The sequence below is a fragment of the Bifidobacterium scardovii JCM 12489 = DSM 13734 genome (assembly GCF_001042635.1).
Lineage (GTDB): Bacteria > Actinomycetota > Actinomycetes > Actinomycetales > Bifidobacteriaceae > Bifidobacterium > Bifidobacterium scardovii.
The window spans coordinates 1,374,854-1,393,239 of the sequence record NZ_AP012331.1; the positions used below are offsets into that span (position 1 = coordinate 1,374,854).

The window sequence follows — 18,386 nt, forward strand, 5'->3', positions numbered from 1 at the left end:
AATCAGTCGATGGAGCGTCTGGTCAGATCCCGTGCCGGGCGGGTGACGAGATAGGCCATGGCCAGCGCGATCAGGGTCACGGCGATGGCCAATGCGAGCTGCATCGGCCATATCGGATCGGTCCGCAGCCACGCGCCGTCGGCGCCGATGCGGCGGTTCCACGCCACATGGAACCAGCCGAGGGCCAGACCGGCCGCCATGCCTCCGGGCACGCCCGTCAGCAGGATCACCGCGGCCTGCGCCAGACCGAAACGCCGCAGGAACCGCGGCGATGCGCCGACCGCATGCATCGTGGACAGGTCCCGCCGCGTCTGAGTTCTGGCCAGCAGCAGCGAGATCAGGGTCGCCGCAAGCGCCAGCAGCGCCAGCATGGCGCTCTGGGCGAAGGTGATGGGGGAGACCCCCCATACGCCCTTGTCCTGGCTGGTGCCGACCAGCGGATACTTGGCATCGACGGCCGCAGTGATGCCGTCCATATCCATGAATCCGGGCAGACCATGGCCATCGGCGCCGGCCAGGCTCACGTACTCGCCGATGTACCGCACTTCGGTGAAGCCCAGCTCGCGTGCGGTCTTCCCGCTCATGGCCAGCGGATAGAAGCCGCGGACGAATACGGATCGCAGCGTGACGATGCGGTCGGCGTTGGCTCGGGACGGTATGTCGCCGTCGCGCGGCTCCACGGCCAGTTCGGTGGCGCCGTCGACGACCTGCGCCGCGTTGTTCACCACGATGCCGCCCTCGTCGAGCACCTTGGCCGCGGCATCGGCGTTCGGATACCCCGAGTCGCGCATGGCGTCGCCGTCGATGATCAGCACCTCGACATCGGCGTTGACCAGTCCCAGGCCGGCGATGTTGCCGCGATACCCCCGCCGTACGTCGGTGCAGGCCACGGGCGTGCCCGGATGGATGACCGAGGCCACGTCCTGCGTGAGGCTGCCCTGGCATTCCTCGGACTGCGGCAGCAGCGCCTTCGCGCTAAGCAGCCGCTGGGATTCCCGCCGCTGCGCGGCGTCGTTCCCCTGACCGTAGTCGGCCTTGGGGCTGGCCGCGGCGTAGATCGGGTGATGGTCGACGATGGGATGGTCCGCGCGCAGTTTGTCGATGGCATCGGTGACGACCATGCGGTCGTAGTCGTTGCTGATGGGAACCTTCGCGAACAGCGCCATATGGTTGCGGCCGGTGACCGGCAACCCCTCATTGTCGCGCTGGTCGGCCAGCGCCGAGCCGATCAGCACCAGCGAATACGAGGCGATGGCGATCGTGACGAGCACCGCGGTGGCCGCCGGGACGAATCGGTGCGGGTGATTGGCCGCGTCGCGGCAGGCCAGGCGCAACGCCAGGGGAGCGCGCCGCCCGATCGACGAGCCCCATGCGGTGGCGCCGCGCACCAGCTGCACCAAGGCAGCCAGCGCCAGCACGACGGTGACGACCAGCAGCGTCATATGCAGGGACGTGCCCCCGCCGCCGGACACATCGCCGTCCGTTATGGCCGGCGTCGGCAGGGCCAGGCTCGCCGCGCCGCAGGCGACCGCGGCGACGAGCAGCGCCGGCCCCGAGGCGTACTGTGCGGCGGCGTGCATGCGGCCGCGACCGTGGCGCTCGGCCGCGGGCAGGTCCTTCAGCGCCTCGACCGGATTGAGCTTGCCGACCCGCCGGGCCGGCATCAGCGTGGCTACATAGCCGATGATGATCGCCATGGCGATCACCGCGGCCATCATCGGCCACGGGAAGGATCCGAACACCTCGGGAATGCTGATGTGGCGTAGCGGCGGCACGGCGACCAGCATGGCCAGGAACCCGAGCAGCGTGCCGATCAGACCGCCGCACAGGCCGATGATGAGCCCCTGCGAGGTGACGATGCGCTTGAGGTCGCGCGGCGACGCGCCGCAGGCCGCCGCCAGACCGAGCGTGCGGCGCTGCTGGTCGGTGGAGACCGAGAACGCCGGCGTGACCAAGAAGAGCACCACCACGACGCCGAGCACCGTGGTCAGGATGCCGGCGACGGCCTGCGCGAGCGCGGCCTGCGCGTCGATTCGCACCGGATAGCGCTGGTCGGCCGGGGGATAGCCGTCGGTCAGCACGTGGCGCGACACCACGAATGCCTGCAGCACGTTCATGGATTTCGCCTGCGCCCAGGTCACCGGGCCGCTTCCCATCACCAGATAATGGCCGTCGACGCCCAGCGGATCCTGCTCCACCATGCGTGACATCCATCCCTCAAGCCCCCAGGCATGGGATCCGGCATCGTCGACAAGCCCGCTGACGCGCCATGCGCGCTGCGAATCCTCGATGACGTCGCCGATGCGGCCGTCGGTGCTCATATGGCCTTGGAACGGGGGAGCGGTGATCGTGATCGTATCGCCGACGCGCAGATGCAGTTGCTCGGCAAGTCCGGTGGTGACCACCAGCTCGGTCGCATCGCGCGGCACCGAGCCGCTTGACGGCGTCGGCAGCAGCTGGTCCAGCGCCTCGGCGCCGGCTTCGGTCATGGTGACGACGCTCGTGGCGGCGATATCCGTCTTTCCGGCCGCCGCGCTGACCTTCTCGCCGGCGGCGCTCTGCTCGCCCGGACGCATGGACGTGGCCGTGGTGGCCAGCAGATCGGGCGACTTCCAGAACGGCAGCAGCGTGTCCTCCGGCGGGATGATGCGCTGCAGCTCGTCGACGGTGGCCGGCTGCTGGGACAGGTCGTCCACCCATACCCCGGGCGCGCCCTCCGGCAACTGCGGGAACGGCTCGTCGCCGCGCCGCACGGCGGTCGCGGTGATGACGCCCTGCGCGTCCGGGGGAATCGAATCCAGCGCCTGCTGGCGGTTGGCCCGCAGCGCGGTGGTGACGGCCAGTCCGGAGATCAGCGCGGCGACGGGCACCACGACCAGCAGCAGGGAAAATACGGTGCGCGCCAGATGGCGGCGCGCGTCGCGCCAGCCCATGCGCAGCGCCGGCCTCCAGCGGCGGCACGCGGTGAGCATGCGTTCGGATAGGGATGAGCGGATCATCATTGGCCTCGCAGTCGGGATGGCGGTCGTAATGCAGGAATACGGGATGGGGATACGGAATGGGAGCGCGGGCGCACGGCGCCGGCGTCATCCGGCGAAGGGCGCGCCGTCGCCGTCGAGCAGCCGATCCACGTCGTCGGGTTCGGTCGCGTCGATGATGGAGCCGTCGCGCAGGAAAATCGTGCGGTCGGCCCACGCCGCGAACCGCGGCTCATGGGTCACCAGCAGCACCGCGGCGCCCTGATCGGCGCGGCGGCGCAGCACCTCGAGGATGGCGGTGCCCGTGTTGGAATCCAGGGCGCCGGTCGGCTCGTCGGCCAGCAGCAGCCGGCGGCTGCCGACCAGGGCCCGCGCGATGGCGACGCGCTGTGCCTGGCCTCCCGACATGTCCTCAGGCATGCGGTCGGCGAGTTCGGGGATGCCGACCTCGTCCAGCGCACGCATCGCGGCGTCCACGGCGCGGCCGACCGGCCAGCCGTCCAGCTCGAGCGGGAACTGGACGTTTTCGCGTGCGCTCAGGGCGGGCAGCAGATTGAAGTCCTGGAACACGTAGCCGATGGAGCGCCGCCTCATCCGCGCCCGCTCGGCCACGCCGATCGCGGCGAGATCCACGCCCTCGACCAGCACATGGCCGCTGGTCGGCGTGTCCAATCCTCCCGCCAGGTTCAGCAGCGTCGATTTGCCGGAACCGCTGGGGCCCATGATCGCCGCGAACTCGCCGGGATGCAGCGTGAGATTCGCGTGGTTCAGCGCGTGCACGAGCCGCGCGCCCTCGCCGTGCGTGCGCGATACGTCGCGCAGCCGCAGTATCGGGCCTTCGTGCGCGTCGTTGCCGGATTGCTGGCCTTGGATGCGGGGCGAGGCGGTCGGATCGCCGGTGGTCGTTGCGGTCATGTCATCTCCTTGATGCCGTTGCGGAATCGTCGGCCCGTTCGGGGGCTTCGGGGGTCTGCGCGGCCGCGCCTGCGGTGGTCGCGGCATGCGCGCGCAGATGGGCGCGCAGCCATGCGCCGTCGATGGTGTCCAGCCAGCGCAGTTCGGCTTCGGTGGCGAAGATGTGGTGGTCGAGCACCAGCTGGCCGGCGAGATCGTCGTGGGGCAGGGACCGCCGGGCCCGTGTCACGTCGTGCAGCAGCTGCTGCAGCGACGTGCGCTGGCGCTGCACCAGCGCGGCGACGTCGACTCCCGGCGTGTCCACCGCGAACGCGAGCTTCATCACCAGTTCGTCGCGGCCGCGCTGCTCCAGCGTCACCGGCGTGCTCCACCATTGGGCCACGATCCGCCGGCCCTGATCGGTCAGCCGCCAAAGCACGGTCTGCTGGACCTTGGTTGAGGTTGGGGTGCGGGTGGCGACGCCGGGGCCGGAACCGGCGGCGGCGCCGGCATCGGGAATGGCGGCGAGATCGGCGGCGTCGGGACTCTGCTCGATGAGCCGGTCGCGCTGCAGGCGCTGCAGCGTGGTGGAGACCTGGCCGATGTTGAGCGGCCAGGTCTGGCTGGTGGTGGCGTCGAAATCCTTCTTCAGCTGGTACGCGCTGGCGGGTTCCCGCTGCAGCAATGCCAGCAGTGCTTCCTTGATCGCCATCCTGCCTCCTTGCATGGTTACTGAGTAATCAACTTGATGGTTATTAGGTTACTCAGTAACTAGCTGCATTGTCAATGGCCTGATCCGGCATGTCGCCATGCCTCATGACGGTGTGCTGCGTTGCCGCTCGCCTGATCCTGAGATTCTTAGCCCGCAATGCCGCTCATATGCGTGCTAGGAATTTGGGTAATTATGGCACGGGAGGCCCATGATGACTGATGCTGTTCCTGCTGGCGGGGGCACGCCGGTGCCGGCCTCATGGGGCTATGAGAAAAGGCCCGCCGCCGGGAGGGCGATGGGCCTTGGGAACAGGGATGGGCGGCCTGCGCATGCGGGCCGCGGGAGGTGCGGGCTACTGCGCCTCGATGGCGGTCAGGGCGATCGTGTTGATGATGTCCTGCACGAGGGCGCCGCGGCTCAGGTCGTTGACCGGGCGGTTGAGGCCCTGCAGCACCGGGCCGATGGCGAGCGCGCCGGAGGAGCGCTGCACGGCCTTGTACGCGATGTTGCCGGCACACAGATCGGGGAACACGAACACGTTGACGTGGCCGGCGATGTCGTTGCCCTTGGCCTTGGTGGCGGCCACGGTTGGCGACCAGGCGGCGTCGAACTGGATGGAGCCGACGACCGGCAGGTCCGGGGCCTTCTCCTTGACGATCTTCGTGGCCTCCTCGACGATATCCACGTCGGGGCCCTTGCCGGAACCGAGCGTGGAGTAGGAGAGCATGCCGACCTTCGGGTCGATGCCGAAGGCCTTGGCGGTCTCGGCCGACTGCAGCGCGATTTCGGCGAGCTGCTCGGCGTCCGGGTTGAGGTTGATCGCGCAGTCGGCGAACACGGTGACATGGTCCTTGAAGCACATGAGGAACGCGCCGGAGACGATCTTCTGGCCGGGCTTGGTCTTGATGACCTGCAGGGCCGGGCGCACGGTGTTCGCCGTGGAGTTGACCGAGCCGGAAACCAGGCCGTCGGCGTAGCCGAGCACGACGAGCATCGTGCCGAAGTAGCTGGCGTCGGCCAGCGTCTGGCGCGCCTGCTCCTCGGTCATGCCCTTCTTGGCACGCAGCTCGCACAGCTTGGCCACCATGGGCTTGAGGACGTTCTCGTCGTCCAGCGCCTGGAAGCGGGCGCGGTTGAGGTACTTGAGCCCCAGTTCGCCGCCCCGCGCCAGGATGGCGTCCTTGTCGCCCACGATGATCAGGTTCACGATCTCGCGCTCGAGCAGGTAGTCGGCCGCCTTGATGATGCGGTCCTCCTCGCCCTCCGGCAGCACGATCGTCTTCTTGTTGATCTTGGCGCGGCCGAGCAGGCTGTGCTGGAACGCGTAGGAGGTGATCGGGAAGTTGATGTCGACATCGAGCGCCTTGAGCACCTCTTCGGTCGGCACGTTGGCCTGGAACGCGGCGAGGGCCGCGTCGGCGTGCGACGTCTCGGAGAACGGCATCTGGGGGATGGTCCACACCGGCAGACCGAAGCCGGCGAGGGTCTCCTTGACGGAGACGGCGTGGCGCGGCTCGCAGCCGGTCACGAAGATGCCGAGCACCTTGTTGCCCGCGGCCTCCATGCCTTCGATGGACAGCTGCACCGTGTCCCTGAGCTCGTCGGGCCAGCGGTCGACCGTGCACACGGCCAGGAACACGCCGGCCTGCAGGTCGGCCGCGATGTTCGCGTTGAACTCGTAGGTTGTCGGATCGTTGACGTGGGACTGGTCGGTGCCGACGATCAGCGCCGCGTCGGCGCGGGACACGCTCATCGCGTCGTGGAACGCGGCCACGATGTCGCCACGCGAGCCTTCCTTGTCGCGGCGCACCTGATGCACGTCAAGGCCGGTGGACAGCGCCACGCCGAGCCCGGCGTTGGAGGCGTTGAGCAGTATCGGGGTGAACTGGTCGTGGTTGGAGACGGCGGGGCGGAACACGGCGGTCTTGTACTTGGAGGTCAGCGCCTTGAGCACGCCGTATGCGACGACGTTGCGGCCATTGGCGCCTTCGGGGCTTGCGATGTAGATGTTGGTTATTGTCACGGGTGATCTCCTCGTCGGGCTGGTACTGCTTCGTGTGACCGCTTTGTTCACACTCAAGCACCCATTGTAGTGCGTGAGCGCTCACGACGACGCGATTGATCAAATGTGAGCTGGGTCACAGCATGGGGCGGCGACGGCGGATCCGGCGGGAACGTCACTTGTGGTACAGGCTCATGCGCTCGTACTTGGGCTCGCAGCACACGTTGATGCCGAGCTTGCGGTACAGCTCCTCGTCGGTGGACGAGATGATGACCGAGAAGAACGCGTCGCAGCCGCGCAGCTTCTCCAGCCCGCCGATCACGCGGGCGGCCTGCTGGCTGGACGCGCTGGTGAGCGACAGCGCGATCAGCGTCTCGTCGGAGTGCAGCCGGCGGTTCGCACTGGACAGATGCTCGGTCTTCAGCCGGCAGATCGGCTCGATGGCGGCGTCGTCGATCACGCGCGTGCCCTCGTCCACGCCGGTCACGGCCTTGAGCGCGTTCATGAGCAGCGCGCTGGCGGCGCCCAGCAGATCGCCGGTCTTGCCGGTGATCACGCGCCCGTCGGGCAACACCATGGCGCCGGCCGGGGCGCCGGTCGTCTCCTCCTTGAGCAGCGCGGCGGACCGCGCCGGCGACAGATCCTTGTCGACGCCGGCCCTGTTCATGATCGAGCGCAGCCGTTCGACCTGCTCCTCGCCGGTGCCGGTGCGCTTGGCGTTGACGGCGGCCGCGAAGTAGCGCCGCACGATCTCGAGCCTGGCGGCCTCGCGGCAGGCGTCGTCGTCGACGATGGCGTAGCCGGCCATGTTGACGCCCATGTCGGTCGGACTCTGATAGGGGCTTTCGCCCATGATCCGCTCCATCATGGCCTTGAGCACGGGGAAGGCCTCGACGTCGCGGTTGTAGTTGACCGTGGTCTCGCCGTACGCCTCCAGATGGAACGGGTCGATGATGTTGGCGTCGTCGAGGTCGGCGGTCGCGGCCTCGTACGCGATGTTCACCGGATGGTTGAGCGGCAGGTTCCAGATCGGGAAGGTCTCGAATTTGGCGTAACCGGCGGCGATGCCGCGCTTGTTCTCGTGGTAGAGCTGCGACAGGCAGGTGGCGAGCTTGCCGGAGCCGGGCCCTGGCGCGGTGACCACGACGAGCGGGCGGGAGGTGACGATGTAGTCGTTCCTGCCATATCCCTCGTCCGACACGATGTGCTCGATGTCGTGCGGGTACCCGGCGATGGGGTAGTGCAGGTAGCAGGTGATGCCCAGCTGGTCGAGGCGCCGGCGGTAGGCGTCGGCCGCCGGCTGGCCCGCGTACTGGGTGAGCACGACGGAGCCGACGTGGAATCCGCGGGAGCGGAACACATCGATCAGCCGCAGCACGTCCTCGTCGTAGGTGATGCCCAGATCGCCGCGCATCTTGGCCTTTTCGATGTGGTTGGCGTTGATCGCGATGACGATCTCCACGTCGTCCGACAGGCTTTTGAGCATGCGGAACTTCGAATCGGGCTCGAAGCCGGGCAGCACGCGCGACGCATGGTAGTCGTCGAACAGCTTGCCGCCGAATTCCAGATAGAGCTTGCCGCCGAACTGCGCGATGCGCTTCTTGATGTTGGCGGCCTGCAGCTCGATGTACTTGTCGTTGTCGAATCCCTGTCGCATGGGTCGGCATCCCTTTCCGAACGTCATCGTAAACAGAAGGATTATACCGTATGGCGCAGCCCCGCCGGCGGGTGCCGACGGGGCTGCGCCATACATCTGGCTCCCCTCTCCGAGGGGAGCTGGAATCATTGAACGAATAACGACATAGGATACCGAAATGCGCTTCAACCCATCACGCGCTTGGCCAAGCGGAGTAATTGGATGACGCGTGTGCCCTCAAGGCGCACCGAGGGAAGGCGTGCTAAGGCACGTCGACCGGGGAGCAACGCAGAGGACACTCCGTCATCCAATTACTCCCATTCGATGGTTGCCGGGGGCTTGGAGGTGCAATCCAGCACCACGCGGTTGATCTGGCGGCACTCGTTGGTGATGCGGGTGGAGATGGTGGCGAGGACGTCGTAGGGGAGGCGGGACCAGTCGGCGGTCATGGCATCTTCCGAGCTCACCGGGCGCAGGACGATGGGGGAGCCGTAGGTGCGCTCGTCGCCCTGGACGCCGACGGAGTGGACGTCGGCCAGGAGCACGACGGGGCACTGCCAGATGTCGCGGTCGAGGCCGGCCTTGGAGAGTTCCTCGCGGGCGATGGCGTCGGCCTCGCGCAGCAGGTCGAGGCGCTCCTTGGTGATCTCGCCGATGATGCGGATGCCCAGGCCGGGGCCGGGGAAGGGCTGGCGCCAGACGATCTCGTCGGGCAGGCCGAGCTCGGTGCCGATGGCGCGCACCTCGTCCTTGAACAGGGTGCGCAGCGGCTCGATGAGCTGGAACTTGATGTCCTTGGGCAGGCCTCCGACGTTGTGGTGGGACTTGATGTTGGCCGCGCCGTCGCCGCCGCCGGACTCGACGACGTCGGGGTAGAGGGTGCCCTGCACGAGGAACTTCACTTCCTTGCCGCGGGCACCGGCCTCTTCGAGCACCTGGCGCTGGGCCTTCTCGAAGGTGCGGATGAACTTCTCGCCGATGATCTTGCGCTTGCGCTCGGGCTCGGAGACGCCCTTGAGGGCCTCGAGGAAGTCGGCTTCGGCGTCCACGGTGATGAGCCTGATGCCGGTGGCGGCGACGAAGTCGTGCTTGACCTGCTCGACCTCGCCCTTGCGCAGCAGGCCGTGGTCGACGAACACGCAGGTGAGCTGGTCACCGATGGCCTTGTGCACGAGGGCCGCGGCGACGGCGGAGTCGACGCCGCCGGACAGGCCGCAGATCACCTCGGCGTCGCCGACCTTCTCGCGGATCTTCGCGACCTGGTCCTCGATGATGCTGGAGGCGTCCCAGTTGTCGGGCAGGCCGGCGCACTCGTGCAGGAAGGTCTCGATGAGCTTCTGGCCGAGCGGGGTGTGCTTGACCTCCGGGTGCCACTGCACGCCGTAGAGCTTGCGGGACGGGTCCTGCATGGCGGCGACGGGCGCGCCGGCGGTGTGGGCGAGCACCTCGAAGCCTTCGGGGGCGGTCTTGACCGCGACGCCGTGGCTCATCCAGGTGTTCTGCTCGTCCGGGGAGCCGGCGAGCAGGCCCTCGGCGTCGTCGATGACGGTTTCGGTCTTGCCGTATTCGCCGAGCGCCGCCTTGTCCACGTCGGCGCCGAGCGCGTAGGCCATGGCCTGGAAGCCGTAGCAGATGCCGAGCACCGGAACGCCGGCCTCGAACAGCTTCTTGTCGACGCGCGGCGCGCCGGGCTCGAAGACGGAGGCGGGGCCTCCGGACAGGATGATGGCCTGCGGATCCTTGGCCAGGATCTCGTCGACCGGCATGGAATGCGGCACGAGTTCCGAATAGACGTTGGCCTCGCGCACGCGGCGTGCGATCAGCTGCGCGTATTGGGCTCCGAAGTCGACGACGAGTACAGGACCTGATGCCATGAATGCTCCCTTATATATGTTCGATATACGTATCGGTGCGATGTCGCATGGAACGACAACAAGTAGCACCATTGTGGCGGTGTAAGGCGACATTGGCGCCCGGCCGAAACACGCCGGGGAAGTTCACAGATGCGCACGTTCGATTGACAACACGCCGCGTTTCCGAGGGTTGAAACGAACGCGAAGATCGCTCCCGAGATGCCGTATTATGGCTGTATTCCGCCGTTTTCACGATATCTTCAAGAAAATTCGTCGTGAACAATTCGAATAATCAAAGCAAACATTTTGCGTAATTTAGTTAACATTTCTGCACACACACGCAAAAAACGGCCAAAAGTCGCGAATCGCTCGTATGATGCAAAGTGATTGGGATTGAGCCAACGTGAGATTGCAAGGTTTCACGCGGTTCATGACCTACCGATAATAACCAATCGCACAATACTGTGCAGGAGTACAGGAGTACACATGACGAGTCCTGTTATTGGCACCCCTTGGAAGAAGCTTGACGCTCCGGTTTCCGAGGAAGCCCTCGAAGGCGTTGACAAGTACTGGCGCGCCTCCAACTATCTGTCCATTGGCCAGATCTATCTGCGTTCCAACCCGCTGATGAAGGAACCGTTCACTCGCGAAGACGTGAAGCACCGCCTGGTGGGCCACTGGGGAACCACCCCGGGCCTGAACTTCCTCATCGGCCACATCAACCGCTTCATCGCCGATCACCAGCAGAACACCGTGATCATCATGGGACCGGGCCACGGTGGACCCGCCGGCACCTCGCAGTCCTACCTGGACGGCACCTACACCGAGACCTTCCCGAAGATCACCAAGGATGAGGCCGGCCTGCAGAAGTTCTTCCGCCAGTTCTCCTACCCGGGCGGCATCCCGTCCCACTTCGCTCCGGAGACCCCGGGCTCCATCCACGAGGGTGGCGAGCTCGGCTACGCGCTGTCCCACGCGTACGGCGCCGTCATGAACAACCCGAGCCTGTTCGTCCCGGCCATCGTCGGCGACGGCGAGGCCGAGACCGGCCCGCTGGCCACCGGCTGGCAGTCCAACAAGCTCGTGAACCCGCGCACCGACGGCATCGTGCTGCCGATCCTGCACCTCAACGGCTACAAGATCGCCAACCCGACCATCCTGTCGCGCATCTCCGACGAGGAGCTCCACGAGTTCTTCCACGGCATGGGTTACGAGCCCTACGAGTTCGTCGCCGGCTTCGACGATGAGAGCCACATGTCGATCCACCGCCGCTTCGCCGACCTGTTCGAGTCCATCTGGGACGAGATCTGCGACATCAAGGCCGCGGCCCAGACCGACGACATGCATCGTCCGTTCTACCCGATGATCATCTTCCGCACCCCGAAGGGCTGGACCTGCCCGAAGTTCATCGACGGCAAGAAGACCGAGGGCTCCTGGCGCGCTCACCAGGTCCCGCTGGCTTCCGCCCGCGACACCGAGGCCCACTTCCAGGTCCTCAAGAACTGGCTCGAGTCCTACAAGCCGGAAGAGCTGTTCGACGCCAACGGCGCGGTCAAGGACGATGTCCTGGCCTTCATGCCGAAGGGCGAGCTGCGCATCGGCGCCAACCCGAACGCCAACGGCGGCGTGATCCGCGAGGATCTCAAGCTCCCGGCGCTCGAGGACTACGAGGTCAAGGAAGTCAAGGAGTTCGGCCACGGCTGGGGCCAGCTCGAGGCCACCCGTCGTCTGGGCGTCTACACCCGCGACATCATCAAGCTGAACCCGGATTCCTTCCGTATCTTCGGACCGGACGAGACCGCGTCCAACCGTCTGCAGGCCGCCTACGAGGTGACCAACAAGCAGTGGGACGCCGGCTACATCTCCGAGCTGACCGATGAGCACATGGCCGTCACCGGTCAGGTCACCGAGCAGCTGTCCGAGCACCAGATGGAAGGCTTCCTCGAGGCCTACCTGCTCACCGGCCGTCACGGCATCTGGAGCTCCTACGAGTCCTTCGTGCACGTGATCGACTCCATGCTCAACCAGCATGCGAAGTGGCTCGAGGCCACCGTCCGCGAGATCCCGTGGCGCAAGCCGATCTCCTCGATGAACCTGCTGGTCTCCTCGCACGTCTGGCGTCAGGACCACAACGGCTTCTCGCACCAGGATCCGGGCGTCACCTCGCTGCTGCTGAACAAGTGCTTCAACAACGACCACGTCATCGGCATCTACTTCCCGGTTGATTCCAACATGCTGCTGGCCGTCGCCGAGAAGTGCTACAAGTCCACCAACAAGATCAACGCGATCATCGCCGGCAAGCAGCCGGCCGCCACCTGGCTGACCCTCGACGAGGCTCGTGCCGAGCTCGAGAAGGGTGCCGCCGAGTGGAAGTGGGCTTCCAACGTCAAGTCCAACGACGAGGCCGACATCGTGCTCGCCGCCGCCGGCGACGTTCCGCAGCAGGAGCTCATGGCCGCCGCCGACAAGCTTGCCGCCCTTGGCGTCAAGTTCAAGGTCGTCAACGTGGTGGACCTGGTCAAGCTTCAGTCCGCCAAGGAGAACGACGAGGCGCTGACCGACGAGGAGTTCGCCGACATCTTCACCGCCGACAAGCCGGTGCTGTTCGCGTACCACTCCTACGCCCGCGACGTCCGTGGCCTGATCTACGACCGCCCGAACCACGACAACTTCAACGTTCACGGCTACGAGGAGCAGGGCTCCACCACCACGCCGTACGACATGGTGCGCGTGAACAACATCGATCGCTACGAGCTGACCGCCGAGGCCCTGCGCATGATCGATGCCGAGAAGTACGCCGACAAGATCGACGAGCTCGAGGCCTTCCGCAAGGAAGCCTTCCAGTTCGCGGTCGACAAGGGCTACGATCACCCGGATTACACCGACTGGGTGTACTCCGGCGTGAAGACCGACGTGCAGGGTGCCGTCACCGCCACCGCTGCCACTGCCGGCGACAACGAGTGACGTTGGTCTGACTTCGGTCATACCGGCCAAACCGTAAGGGAAGGCCCCCGAGGATCACCTCGGGGGCCTTCCCTTATGCGTATCCGCGTGTGCGATGTCGTTCGAGCGGCCGCCAGAAGCGGGTGCGGCGCCGGCCGGCGCCGCACCTACTCGTCACTGCACCGACAGCGAGCCGCCGACGTCGGTGAGGATCGTATTGAGCAGCGGGTCGTCGTCCTGGATCCATTCGGCGTCGTAGGTGCGCGGATCGGAGAACGCGCTGGTGTCGACCAGCAGGTACTGGTCGCCGGCGGGGGAGTCGTTCCAGGTGCAGTCCACGGTGCGCCACTTGCCGTCGACCTTCACCACGTTCCAAGCGTGCCCGCCCTGCGACGTGTGCCCGGTGACGACCATCGTCTGCAGGCCGGCCTTCATCGCGATCGCATGGAACATGCTCGCGTAGCCGTCGCAGACCACCTTGCCGTGCTCGAAGCCGTCCCACGCGTTGTGCGCGGGCAGATAGATCGGCACGGGGCGTTCCTGCCCCATCTGGTAGGCGGCGTAGTCGTACTCGACCTTGCCCGTGATCCAATCGTTGATCTGCTTGATCTTGTCCGCGTCCGAGCCGGACGGCTTGATCTCGGCGATCGCCTGATCCGCCGCCGCGGATACGGTGTCGACCTTGTCCTTGTCCACGATGGCGACGATGTTGCCGGCGTAGTACGACGGGCCGTACGTGCCCCCGTCGTAGGCGAAGGAGTTCTGGTACCACGCCATCGCCGCGGCGTCCGTGGCGCGGGCCGCGAACACCTCGTCCTGTTCCCCCGGGTGCTTGAACTGGTCGACCGGGAAGGTGCCCTCGCCTGCGCTGAACTTCGCCATGATGAATTGCACCAGCGGATCGCCGCTGGCCTTGTCGGTGAATTGGTTGAGCGGCGTGTCCGGCTTGACCTCCGCCTTCTTCCTGTCGACCTTGTTCTGCTCCACCGCCTTCTTCAGATCGTTGTCGGACACGGACTGCACGACCATGCCGGTCTGGGCGGAGCGCTTGAGCGAATCGGTGTTGTACTGCTTGAGCAGCCCGGCGATGTCGTAGTCCGCGCTCGGCACGACGAGCGTGTGCTCGACGGACTTGGGGGCGCGCGTGCCGGCCGCGTAGAACCGCAGCGTGGCCACGAGCGTGTCGGGGCCGCCGACCGCGTCGATCCGGTACTGGTCGGGCCTGCCCAGGAACGAATTCACCAGCACCTTGCTCGCCGGGGCGATCTCGCCGGCAAGCGCCTGCGTCGACCCGTTGCGCAGCGAGCCGTCCGCGGCGACGTAGGGCACGGTCTGCGGGTATGAGGCGATGTCAGCCAGCAGCTCGCCGGCATCGTCGGGCAGCCGGTAGATCTTCGAATTCACGCGGTCCCACCCGGTTTCGCTGTCCGAGTTGAAGGTGAACTCGCCGACGGCCAGGGACGCGAAGTCGCTGCCCGCGGACACGCCCTTGCCGATCAGCTGCTTGTAGGCCGGCGCGGAGGCGAAGTCGTCGTTCATCGCGATCACGCCGACGCCGACGGCGCCGTTCTGGGTGATCAGGTATCGGCTGTCGGCGTCGGTGCGGTCCTTGTCCTTCAGCTGGTCGCCGTTGATGTCGGTGGCCATCAGGGCCGGGGAGTTCGAATCGCCGATCGGCGCGCGGGCGGCGCTCCACGAGGTGGCGTTCCCGTCGGCGATGTCCAGGATGGTCGGCTCCGATTCGCGCTTGTTGAAGACGGCGATCGCGTACTGCTTGGCGCCCTTGACCGCCTTCCACGACAGGCTGAGCCATCCCTGGTCGTCGATGGTGGCCGACAGGGGCTCCGGCGCCGCCAGTCCGTGCTCCTTGACGTTGATCTGCAGCACCTCGGGCCGCTCGAGCTTCCTGCCGTTCCCGTCGAAATGCAGGACCACCCAATACCTTGGGTGGTGGAACCATCCGTGCACGGTCTTGCCGCGATCCGGCTGCCCCTGGTACGGATCGTCCGGGGCGTCGCCGTGCTTGCTCCTGTCCCGCATTCTCTTGAACCAGTCGTCGTGGGCCTTGTTGGCTTGGTCCATGTCCTTGGAGCCGGCGAGCATGTAGAACAGATCGTCCTTGCCCTCCGCCCGGAGGCGTTCCTGGATCCGCGTGGTCGCATCGTTGATGTCGAGCGTGGCGCGCATGGTCTCGCTCGGCACGATCGACTTGGTCAGGTAATCGTATTCCGCGTCGATTTTGAGGTTCAGGCGGGGATCGGTGTAGATCTCGGCCACGGCGTCCTGCGCATAGGCGTCATCCTGCGCGCTGGAGTCGGCGATGCCCGAGCCGAGCGCCTGCGAGAATTCCGGCGTGTCCTTGATGTAGGACAGGTCGAGCGGCTCGAATGCGGACAGCTCCTTGACGCCGGCGTAGGCGTAGTCGGTGCCGGCGTACGATTCGGTCGGCCGCGCGCCGTCATGGCGCAGCATGCGGGGTATGGCGATGGCCGCGACGACCGCCACCACGAGCAGGACGCCGGCAACCGCCAGTATGATGCGCGGATGGCGTGCGAAGGCGGCCGCCACGGGATTGCGCCGTCGCCCGTTCGGCGGCCCGCCGGCAGGGCGCCCGGACCGCCCCGGCCGGGGCTGCCGGAAGGGAGCTGGCTGCCGATGCGGTTGGGACTGCGGCTGGTACGGCTGATACGGTTGATTCGGCGTGGGCCGCGACCAGGGGCCGTGCTGCTGCGCCGGCTGCGGCCGACCCTGCCATGGCGACTGGTCCGGGGGCTGTTGGGCGCCCGGCCGCGCCGGATGCGCGCCCTGCATCGGCGGGATCGGCTGGGCCGGCCAGGGCTGCGTCGGCTGCTGGGGGTTGGATCGCTGAGGCTGCCCTGGCTGTTGGGACTGCTGCTGGCGGTGCGGCGGCGCGAAGGGCCCCTCCGGCGCCGGCTGGCGCGGCATGGCCGGCTGCTGGCCGGCGGTGCCGTTCTGCGGCCGGCCATCGTTCCGTGGTCGGCCATCGTTCGGATTGTCGCCACCGAAGCGGTGACCGTTATGCGTGTGATCCATGTGTTCCCCCTGACGGTAGGCCCCCTGACGGTAGGCGCTTGAAGCCGGCGGCATCGCGCGGCGTGCGCGGGCGCGGCCTTGGGGTCATCGTACTGAGGCCCGGATGCGCGTTCAACGGGACCTCGGGGAACGCGCGGTCCCCGAAACGCCCGTCGCCGTGGACCGGGCGCGGTCCATGCGGCAACGGACGGCACCCCCGTGCATGGGGGCGCGTGTCGCATGGGAGGGGCTCTCCGCCGCGGTCCCGGCCGGATGCGCGGCCCCCGACACGCGGATCGCCCCGGGCGTAACGGATCCCGGCATTCCGGTACCATGATTCATGCGCACGGGGCATATGGGACTCGCGAACAGCGTTTGAACGACCGGGCATGAACGTATACGACGCATGCAACGGTAAGGAGTACCCTATGCAGCACACCGTCCAGCACAAGCGCGTGGAACGCAGCGCGCTGATCGTCGGCATCGGTGCCAACGCGGTCATGGGCCTCGCCGGGGTCGCGGTCTTTCTCGCCACCGGCATCGAGGCGATTTTCCTCGACGCGGCCATCACCCTGATCGCATTGGTGTCGGGCGTCGTCGCCATCTGGATCTCCAAACGCAGCGTAAGGACCACCGAGCGGTTCCCCAACGGGCTGTTCGCGCTCGAGCCGGTGTACGCCATCGGCAAGGCGATCCTGACGATCGCGCTGCTCGCCTTCTCGCTGATCAGCGTCAGCCAGAGCGCGCTCGACTACGTGCGGTACGGCATCGGCGAGAAGATGACGCTCGGGCCGGTCGTCTACTACGAGATCGCGATGGTGGCCATCGGATTGGGGCTGTTCGCCTACTACCGCCGCGAGAACGCGAGGATCGGGGGATCCAGCACGCTGCTGGTCGCCGAATCCAAGGCGACGCTCGTCGACGCGGTCATCTCCGGGGGCATCGGCGCGGTCGCGGTGCTGCTGCTGTTCGTTCCCGACGGCTCGCCGCTGGCGTTCCTGCACTACACCGGCGACTTCTTCATCACCACGCTGCTGGTGGCGGTTTCGGCCAAGGAGCCGATCGGCGTGCTCCGGGATTCGTTCGTGGAACTGGTCGGCGGTGCGGTGACCGACGGGCCGACCACCGCCCACGCGGCGGATCTGGCCGCCACCCACCTGCCGAACGGCACCGCGCTGGACGCCGTGCAGGTGTACAAGACCGGCATGAGCTACAACGTCGAGGTCTATCTGGCGTGCCGGGACGAATTCATCAGCGCCACCGAGCTGGTTGGGCGCAAGCGCTCGCTCGAGCGCGCGCTCGCCGAGCGCTTCCACATCGTCGACGTCGACTTCGTCTTCGACTGACGGACGGCTTCGACTGAAGGACGGCGCGATCGGACCGGCCGGGGAACGGCCGTCGGGTGCCGACCGATCCGATCGCACGCAAGAGGGAAGGAGACCGCCGGTCAGAGCACGTTCGCGGGCTTGACGAACCGCCAGCCGCGCTGGTGGTACGCCTGATCCCAGAACTCCCATTCCAGTTCGCAGCTCTTGAGGAAGATCTCCTCGGTGCGGTCCAGATGCGAGGCGTCGTACTTGGGGGCCTCGGCGTCGATCATGGCGTACATCTTCGGCAGCAGCCCCTCGCCGTCCGCTGCGTCGACGTGCGCGTAGAAGTCGATCCACGGCTTGAACGCGTTGTCCGGCGTGTTCCTGCCCTCGGCCACCAGGCGGTTGGCGATTTCGGTGTACGTCCACGGGCACGGCGTCATCGCGGCCACCACGTCGATCAGATCGCCGGTGCGCGCCGCGTTGTACATGTGCTCGTTGTACAGGTAGGTGAACGGGGCCTGGGCCTCGTGCTGCAGGGATTCGTACGCCACGCCGGCCACGTTGCAGAAGTTGTGGTGCGGGTGGATCTCGCTGTTGAGGATGAAGCCGATCTGCCCGGCGAAGAACGCCATCTGGTCGCGGGTCACGCACTTCTGGATCGCGCCGGAGTACACCTTGATGAAGGCGTTGAGATAGTTGAAATCCTGACCGACGTAGAAGGTCAGCGCCTCCTTGGGCAGATCGCCGTCGGCGATGCCCTGCACGAACGGATGCTTGATGATCTCCTCGAGGATGGGCTGCCCGGCCTTGAGCAGGCGCTGCGAGAAGGAGACGGTGTTGTCGGTCATGGTACGTGTCGCTTTCCGAAAAGGGATGGATGGGAGCGCACACTGGGACCACCAGACGTGACTGACGTCGAAACCACTTTCCTACGTTGGTATTACCCACATCAGGTTCGAAGGGATTGGCGGCAGCCATCTCAGCGCAAAGGCACCCCTAGTGTTCCGCGTATGCAGGGACCA

General features: G+C 66.7%; 10 protein-coding genes and 1 riboswitch. Of the genes, 2 read left to right on the plus strand and 8 right to left on the minus strand.

All coding sequences use genetic code 11. From position 1 onward, the window contains the following. Positions 1-2 precede the first annotated feature (2 nt). From BBSC_RS05675 to guaA, 6 genes are all read right to left on the minus strand, one after another. Entirely contained in the window at positions 3-3,002 is a 3,000-nt protein-coding gene (locus BBSC_RS05675; RefSeq protein WP_081893005.1) for an ABC transporter permease, read from the minus strand. A gap of 84 nt (positions 3,003-3,086) precedes the next feature. After that, on the minus strand, positions 3,087-3,893 hold the full coding sequence (locus BBSC_RS05680) for an ABC transporter ATP-binding protein (RefSeq protein WP_081893004.1): 807 nt from the start codon (positions 3,891-3,893) through the stop codon (positions 3,087-3,089). A gap of 1 nt (position 3,894) precedes the next feature. Next, a complete protein-coding gene (locus tag BBSC_RS05685; protein WP_033519503.1) occupies positions 3,895-4,584 on the minus strand; it encodes a PadR family transcriptional regulator in 690 nt (229 codons plus the stop codon). 352 nt (positions 4,585-4,936) lie between these two features. Next, positions 4,937-6,607, minus strand: coding sequence for a phosphate acetyltransferase (gene pta, locus BBSC_RS05690; protein ID WP_033519502.1), 1,671 nt, complete (start codon positions 6,605-6,607; stop codon positions 4,937-4,939). Between the two features lie 154 nt (positions 6,608-6,761). After that, positions 6,762-8,243 (minus strand): DUF1846 domain-containing protein, encoded by a 1,482-nt coding sequence (locus tag BBSC_RS05695; protein WP_033519501.1) that lies wholly within the window; start codon positions 8,241-8,243, stop codon positions 6,762-6,764. Positions 8,244-8,533: 290 nt separating this feature from the next. Continuing rightward, positions 8,534-10,096, minus strand: coding sequence for a glutamine-hydrolyzing GMP synthase (gene guaA / locus BBSC_RS05700; protein ID WP_033517590.1), 1,563 nt, complete (start codon positions 10,094-10,096; stop codon positions 8,534-8,536). Positions 10,097-10,561: 465 nt separating this feature from the next. On the opposite strand from guaA, the gene BBSC_RS05705 reads away from it, so the two are divergent. Next, entirely contained in the window at positions 10,562-13,039 is a 2,478-nt protein-coding gene (locus BBSC_RS05705) for a phosphoketolase (protein ID WP_033517588.1), read from the plus strand. 153 nt (positions 13,040-13,192) lie between these two features. Here BBSC_RS05705 and BBSC_RS05710 read toward each other — a convergent pair whose 3' ends face one another. After that, positions 13,193-16,072, minus strand: coding sequence for a transglutaminase domain-containing protein (locus BBSC_RS05710; protein ID WP_081966302.1), 2,880 nt, complete (start codon positions 16,070-16,072; stop codon positions 13,193-13,195). A 407-nt stretch (positions 16,073-16,479) separates the two neighbouring features. On the opposite strand from BBSC_RS05710, the gene BBSC_RS05720 reads away from it, so the two are divergent. Further along, the gene (locus tag BBSC_RS05720) at positions 16,480-17,397 is read left to right on the plus strand and encodes a cation transporter (protein ID WP_033517582.1); all 918 of its coding nucleotides are present in this window, start codon (positions 16,480-16,482) and stop codon (positions 17,395-17,397) included. Between the two features lie 101 nt (positions 17,398-17,498). Here BBSC_RS05720 and tenA read toward each other — a convergent pair whose 3' ends face one another. After that, positions 17,499-18,212, minus strand: coding sequence for a thiaminase II (gene tenA / locus BBSC_RS05725; protein ID WP_033517581.1), 714 nt, complete (start codon positions 18,210-18,212; stop codon positions 17,499-17,501). Between the two features lie 61 nt (positions 18,213-18,273). After that, positions 18,274-18,372: riboswitch (TPP riboswitch) on the minus strand. Positions 18,373-18,386 lie beyond the last annotated feature (14 nt).

Excerpts from the sequence above, each read along its gene's own strand:
- BBSC_RS05720 (WP_033517582.1), top strand. The coding sequence starts at position 16,480 with ATGCAGCACACCGTCCAGCACAAGCGCGTGGAACGCAGCGCGCTGATC.
- BBSC_RS05685 (WP_033519503.1), bottom strand. The coding sequence starts at position 4,584 with ATGGCGATCAAGGAAGCACTGCTGGCATTGCTGCAGCGGGAACCCGCC.
- BBSC_RS05705 (WP_033517588.1), top strand. The coding sequence starts at position 10,562 with ATGACGAGTCCTGTTATTGGCACCCCTTGGAAGAAGCTTGACGCTCCG.
- BBSC_RS05680 (WP_081893004.1), bottom strand. The coding sequence starts at position 3,893 with ATGACCGCAACGACCACCGGCGATCCGACCGCCTCGCCCCGCATCCAA.
- BBSC_RS05710 (WP_081966302.1), bottom strand. The coding sequence starts at position 16,072 with ATGGATCACACGCATAACGGTCACCGCTTCGGTGGCGACAATCCGAAC.
- BBSC_RS05695 (WP_033519501.1), bottom strand. The coding sequence starts at position 8,243 with ATGCGACAGGGATTCGACAACGACAAGTACATCGAGCTGCAGGCCGCC.
- tenA (WP_033517581.1), bottom strand. The coding sequence starts at position 18,212 with ATGACCGACAACACCGTCTCCTTCTCGCAGCGCCTGCTCAAGGCCGGG.
- BBSC_RS05675 (WP_081893005.1), bottom strand. The coding sequence starts at position 3,002 with ATGATGATCCGCTCATCCCTATCCGAACGCATGCTCACCGCGTGCCGC.
- guaA (WP_033517590.1), bottom strand. The coding sequence starts at position 10,096 with ATGGCATCAGGTCCTGTACTCGTCGTCGACTTCGGAGCCCAATACGCG.